This is a genomic window from Bradyrhizobium sp., from assembly GCF_049512235.1.
In the GTDB taxonomy this organism is placed as follows: Bacteria; Pseudomonadota; Alphaproteobacteria; order Rhizobiales; family Xanthobacteraceae; genus Bradyrhizobium.
This window is the reverse complement of sequence record NZ_JBEKXH010000437.1, coordinates 1-5436: the sequence shown is the minus strand read 5'-3', so window position 1 is coordinate 5436 and position 5436 is coordinate 1. Positions and strand designations below refer to the sequence as shown.

Below are 5436 nucleotides of genomic sequence, written 5' to 3'. Positions count from 1 at the left end.
CTCGACATGGCGGCCGTGGCCGAACGGACGGGATTTGCTTCGACCCGGCAATTCCGGCGTGCCTGGGCGCGCCTGCACGACCTGCCGCCCAGCCGGATGCGCGGCAGAGATGTCACGTCACGGCCGATTGGCGCGGCATAGGACGATGCGCCCAACAACGGGTGGCCTTTGGTTGGCGCGTGCGCGTTGACGGTCCACTTCGCTGGTGCCATTCACCCCATTCAAACTACCGCCTCGCGAGCGTTGCTCAGCGAGCGAAACTTTCCCGGATCTTGACAACCAGCAGATGATGGTTTCAGCTGCTTGTGTTTGGGAATGCCGGTCACATCGACCGGCAAAGGGAATTTGGTGTGGTTGGCCTGTTCTAAGAAAGCAAACCAAATCCAAAGCTGCGCCCGCAACTGTAGGCGGTGAGTCCTTTTTCAAACATGCCACTGGGCTTTTATGACCAAGCCCGGGAAGGCGGAGAAGGATTATGACCCGCGAGCCAGGAGACCGGCCTGAACACGTCATCCTTCCGGCGTGCGGTGCGCGCGCATGGGGCGGTTCTTTCGCTGCGGTGACATGAACGGAGATGTCTTGCGGATGGAGGGGCCGCCATGGCCGCGCATGCGAAATCGATTCTTCTGAAGGATGAGCCCGAACCCGTACTGCCTGGCCTTCGCGGTCGGATCGCCGGAATCTACAGCATTCTCATTATCGCCAATCTATCGGCCTGGATCTGGGCCTTCATTGCGTTCGCCCATCAACCGGTTCTCATTGCAACCGCGGTGCTGGCCTACAGCCTCGGACTTCGTCATGCCATCGATGCCGACCATATCGCTGCCATAGACAACGTGACACGCAAGTTGATGCAGGAGGGAAAGCGGCCGGTCACTGTCGGCTTTTTCTTTGCATTGGGGCATTCAACGGTCGTTGTGCTCGCTTCGCTTGCCGTGGCCCTGACCGCGAACGCGGTGAGCGATAAACTGGCTTCCTATCGTGAGATTGGAGGTGTCATCGGGACATCGGCGTCTGCGTTATTTCTCTTCATCATTGCGACGGCAAATCTGATCGTGTTGCGCGGGGTCTATCGGGCTTTTCGTCTGGTCGAGCGCGGCGGAGAGGTGAGCGAAGAGAGCATTGATGCGCTGTTGCAGCAGCGTGGCTGGCTGGCGCGGTTGTTCAGGCCTCTGTTCCGATTTGTTTCAAAAAGCTGGCATCTTTATCCGCTCGGTCTTCTGTTTGCGCTTGGTTTCGAGACCGCGAGCGAGATCAGTCTGTTCGGCCTCTCGGCTCAAGCCTCCAATGCGGTCTCCAGCTGGTCGCTCCTGATTTTCCCGGCACTGTTCGCCGCCGGAATGACGCTCGTCGACACCACCGACGGCGTGCTGATGCTGGGCGCTTACGGCTGGGCGTATCGGAATCCCCTGCGCAAGCTGTTGTACAATCTGACCATTACGTCGGTGTCCGTGCTGGTGGCCTTGGTGGTCGGCGGCATCGAGACACTCGGCCTCATCGCCGATCAATTCCGTCTGCGGGGTGTGTTCTGGGACGCGATCTCTGACCTCGGCGACAATTTCGGCGCGCTCGGCTACGGCATCGTTGCGCTGTTCGTCGTGAGCTGGGGCATATCGTTCCTGGTCTATCGCTTCAAGCGATACGACCCCTACGGCAGGCTGGAGTGATGCCGGCCTCCGTAGCTTGACGTCTTCATCACAGCCATGTTTCTCATCGGACCGATCGTCGTGGCGGGGCATCTGTCTAAAAACATCGAAACAATTCTGCTCGCGTGCATTGGTATCGCCGCGACGGGCTTCTTCATTGTAACGGACTGTCCGGCAGCGGATTTGCCTGTTGTTGTCAGTCCGGCGCCGCTCAAGGCGCGTCCAACCGTAAATTACGACTGGTCAGGTTTCTATGTCGGCGGTCATGTCGGATACGGCCGCGGGTACGGGCACGACACGCTGTCCGATCCAGGCCCGAGCGCTGCCGATAGCTCATTCGGAAGCCTGTCCGGCGGCATGCAGTTCGGCTACAATTATCGGCTGCCGTCGCGGCTGCTTGTCGGGATTGAAGGAGATATTTCGTTCCCGAGTTATCTCGATGACGGCATCGTCGGGTCCCGGACAACTCCGTCCAGTGCTGTTGCCGAAAAGCTCGACTTCGTCTCGACCGTTCGCGGCCGGGCCGGTTACGCATTTGACCGCTGGCTTTTCTACGCGACTGGCGGGCTCGCCTGGTCGCAAGCCCGGTTCCTTGAGGACTCCAACCTGACCGGCAACGAGGACAAGGTCCTGCGGATGCGCGCCGGCTGGGCGCTGGGTGCGGGTGCTGAAGTTGCCATTGCACCGGGCTGGAGCGCCAGATTGGAATATCTTTATGATCACTTGGGAAAAGCCAGCGGCACGTTTCCATCGGGTGCCGGATATGAATCGACCACGGTTGACCTCAACAATCTTCGGCTTGGACTTGACCGGAAGCTCGATTGGACAGGCGAGGCTACCAGCTCCCGCGACGTCAGCGACCCCCGGGCAATCGATCCCATTAGCTGGAATGTCCACGGGCAGCTCACCTTCATCGAGCAGGGCTATCCCGCTTTCCGCTCGCCCTATCAGGGCACGAACAGCCTGACGGGCGCCAATCAAATCCAGAACACTACCAGCGCAACGGCATTCGTCGGCTATCGACCATGGGATGGCACCGAAATCTATATCAACCCCGAGCTCATGCAGGGCTTTGGTCTCAATAATACGCTTGGAGTTGCCGGCTTTCCCAACGGAGAAGCGCAAAAGTCGAACTTCCCGATACCGCGCATAGACATCGCACGCGTCTTCGTGCGGCAAACCTTCGGCCTTGGCGGCGAGCAGGAGACGGTCGAAGATGGCCCGAACCAACTCGCAGGGAAGCAGGATATCTCCCGGATCACCGTCACGGCCGGCAGGTTCGCCGTTCTCGATATTTTCGAAGGCAACACCTACTCCCACGATCCGCGCGTCGATTTCCTCAATTGGAATATGTATTGCTGCGGTTCCTACGACGTCACCATGGACAAGATAGGCTTCACCTGGGGCGCCGCCGTGGAATTGAACCAGAAATCCTGGGCATTTCGTACCGGCTATTTCCTCGTGCCGGTGGTCTCAAACGTCAACAGTTACGACACCCACATTCTCGAACGCGGCGAATATATCGGCGAACTGGAATTGCGGTATTCGCTGTTCGCGCAGCCCGGGAAATTGCGCCTGATGGGATGGGCTGATATCGCCAATATGGGGAGCTATGCAGAGGCACTTGCCATGCCGGTCACCACCCCGAACTACCCCGACATTACGCAGACAAGGCAGGTGCGCACGAATTACGGCTTCGTCGCCAACATGGAGCAGGCGATTACGGGTGATCTGGGTATTTTCTCGCGTGCGAGCTGGAGTCCCGGTCTGGTCGAGATCATCGGCTGGACCGATTGCGACGAGAGCCTTTCGTTCGGCACGGTGTTGAAGGGCAATGCCTGGGGGCGACCGGATGACAGGATTGGCGTGGCCGGGGTGGTCGAAGGTCTCTCGCCAACGGCACGTGCCTTCTTCGCAGCCGGCGGGCTCGGTATTCTGATCGGCGATGGCCGGCTGAACTATCGTCCGGAACAGATCCTCGAAGCCTATTATGCCTACAGTCTCAACACATGGGCGACCCTCACCTTCGACTATCAGTTCATCGACAATCCCGGATACAACGCCGACCGTGGGCCAGTCTCGGTGTTTTCTGGACGGTTGCATGCACAGTTTTGAGAGCCCAATGAATTTTCGCCCGGCGCGAAGCTGACTTGCCAGCCGCAGCGGCGGCAAAGCAGACACCGCGCGCAAATGCCGCCATTCTGGCCGGTAGAATGGCTTCTCGGCTCACGCGGCGACGCGGTCGGCGTTCCAGTCCCCGACCAATGCGAGCGCGTCGCGCAGCACCTTCGCGCCGGCCCCGGGCTTGACGCCGTATTCGCTGAGATGGCGGCGGAAGGCGCGCGCGCCCGGCACGCCTTGAAAGGCGCCAAGGAAATGCCGCGTGATCGCATGCAGCCGCGTGCCCCTGGAAAGCTCGGCTTCGATATAGGGCATCATGGCCTCGAACACCTGCTTGATGCCGGCGTGCGGCGCCGCCTCGCCAAACAGTTCGGGATCGACCTGAAGCAATCGCCACGGCTCCTGGTAGGCGGCGCGCCCGAGCATGACGCCGTCGACATGCATAAGATGTTGCCTGGCCTCGGCAAGACCTGTGATGCCGCCGTTGATGATGACGGGCAGATCGGGCATGGCGGCCTTGAGCCGATAGACCCTGTCGTAGTCGAGCGGCGGGATATCGCGATTCTCCTTCGGCGATAATCCGTTAAGCCAGGCCTTGCGGGCGTGCACGATCAGCGCATCGACGCCGGCGGCGACGACGTTGCGCGCCAAAAGATCCAGGGCGATTTCCGGATCCTGATCGTCGATGCCGATCCGGCATTTCACCGTGACCGGAATCCTGACCGCGCACTTCATGGCATCGACGCCCGCGGCGACCAGCACCGGCTCCGCCATCAGACAGGCGCCGAAGCTGCCGTCCCTGACCCGATCCGACGGACAGCCGACATTGAGGTTGATTTCATCATAGCCGAAATCCTCGCCGATCCTGGCCGCCGCCGCGAGGTCGCGCGGGTTCGAGCCGCCGAGTTGCAACGCCACGGGATGTTCGCTGGCATCGAAGGACAGCAGCCGCGCGCGATCGCCATGAAGCACGGCGCCGGTCGTCAGCATCTCGGTGTAGAGCCGCGCCCGCCGGCTCATCAGGCGATGGAAGACGCGGCAATGCCGGTCGGTCCAGTCCATCATAGGCGCGGTACAAAATCTATGTGATTGATATTTCATCGTTTTTAGAGCAAACTCAAGTCGTTAGATCGCGTCGTGTGCACTCTTTTGTACGCCATCGCGCGCCGTTTTTTCCGGCTTTTCGACGCCTCAGTGCACACGGAGCGCACACACGTGGCAACCATCACCAGGCTCAAATCAGGCTCTTGGCGAGTTCAAGTCCGACGAAAGGGAACATATGTCAATGAGACATTCCTCCGCCGGAAGGACGCCGAGGAATGGGGGCTTGATATTGAACGGCGGATCGACCGCCAGGAACCCGCGACGACGCGGAAATCCCGGGATGCCCAACTCTTCAGCGCTCTCATCGCGCTTCATCGGCAAGACTTGAAAGAGGTCGGAAAGGCCATGGGTCGGTCCAAGACCGCCAGCCTCGCCTTCCTTGATGAAAGACTCGGACATCTTCGTCTTTCTGAGCTTGATCGTCACCGGATCATCGAGTTTGGAAGGGCACGCGCGCTGGAGGGAGCAGGCCCCGTGACCGTCGGCATCGATCTTGGATATATTAAGACGATTCTATCTCATGCCGCCGCGGTGCACGGCGTTGTCGTGTCGACAGAACCGATTG

General features: G+C 60.0%; 3 protein-coding genes, 1 pseudogene and 1 riboswitch. Of the genes and pseudogenes, 3 read left to right on the top strand and 1 reads right to left on the bottom strand.

What is annotated here, in order from left to right; genetic code table 11:
- Nucleotides 1-294: 294 nt before the first annotated feature.
- Nucleotides 295-518, top strand: a riboswitch (cobalamin riboswitch).
- A gap of 81 nt (nucleotides 519-599) precedes the next feature.
- Both ABSG20_RS28675 and ABSG20_RS28670 read left to right on the top strand, forming a co-directional pair.
- The gene (locus ABSG20_RS28675; RefSeq protein WP_423867834.1) at nucleotides 600-1667 is read left to right on the top strand and encodes a HoxN/HupN/NixA family nickel/cobalt transporter; all 1068 of its coding nucleotides are present in this window, start codon (nucleotides 600-602) and stop codon (nucleotides 1665-1667) included.
- Between the two features lie 36 nt (nucleotides 1668-1703).
- Nucleotides 1704-3761: a carbohydrate porin gene (locus ABSG20_RS28670; protein WP_423867833.1), complete on the top strand. Its 2058-nt coding sequence runs from the start codon at nucleotides 1704-1706 to the stop codon at nucleotides 3759-3761.
- A 111-nt stretch (nucleotides 3762-3872) separates the two neighbouring features.
- Here ABSG20_RS28670 and dusA read toward each other — a convergent pair whose 3' ends face one another.
- Nucleotides 3873-4868: a tRNA dihydrouridine(20/20a) synthase DusA gene (dusA, locus tag ABSG20_RS28665; protein ID WP_423867832.1), complete on the bottom strand. Its 996-nt coding sequence runs from the start codon at nucleotides 4866-4868 to the stop codon at nucleotides 3873-3875.
- A 114-nt stretch (nucleotides 4869-4982) separates the two neighbouring features.
- Between dusA and ABSG20_RS28660 the strand changes: the two are divergent.
- Nucleotides 4983-5436 (top strand): annotated as a pseudogene (locus ABSG20_RS28660) (site-specific integrase); the annotation flags it as partial.

What these genes read in the sequence shown, in the direction of transcription:
- ABSG20_RS28675 (WP_423867834.1), top strand. Translation starts at nt 600, where the DNA reads ATGGCCGCGCATGCGAAATCGATTCTTCTGAAGGATGAGCCCGAACCC.
- ABSG20_RS28670 (WP_423867833.1), top strand. Translation starts at nt 1,704, where the DNA reads ATGTTTCTCATCGGACCGATCGTCGTGGCGGGGCATCTGTCTAAAAAC.
- dusA (WP_423867832.1), bottom strand. Translation starts at nt 4,868, where the DNA reads ATGAAATATCAATCACATAGATTTTGTACCGCGCCTATGATGGACTGG.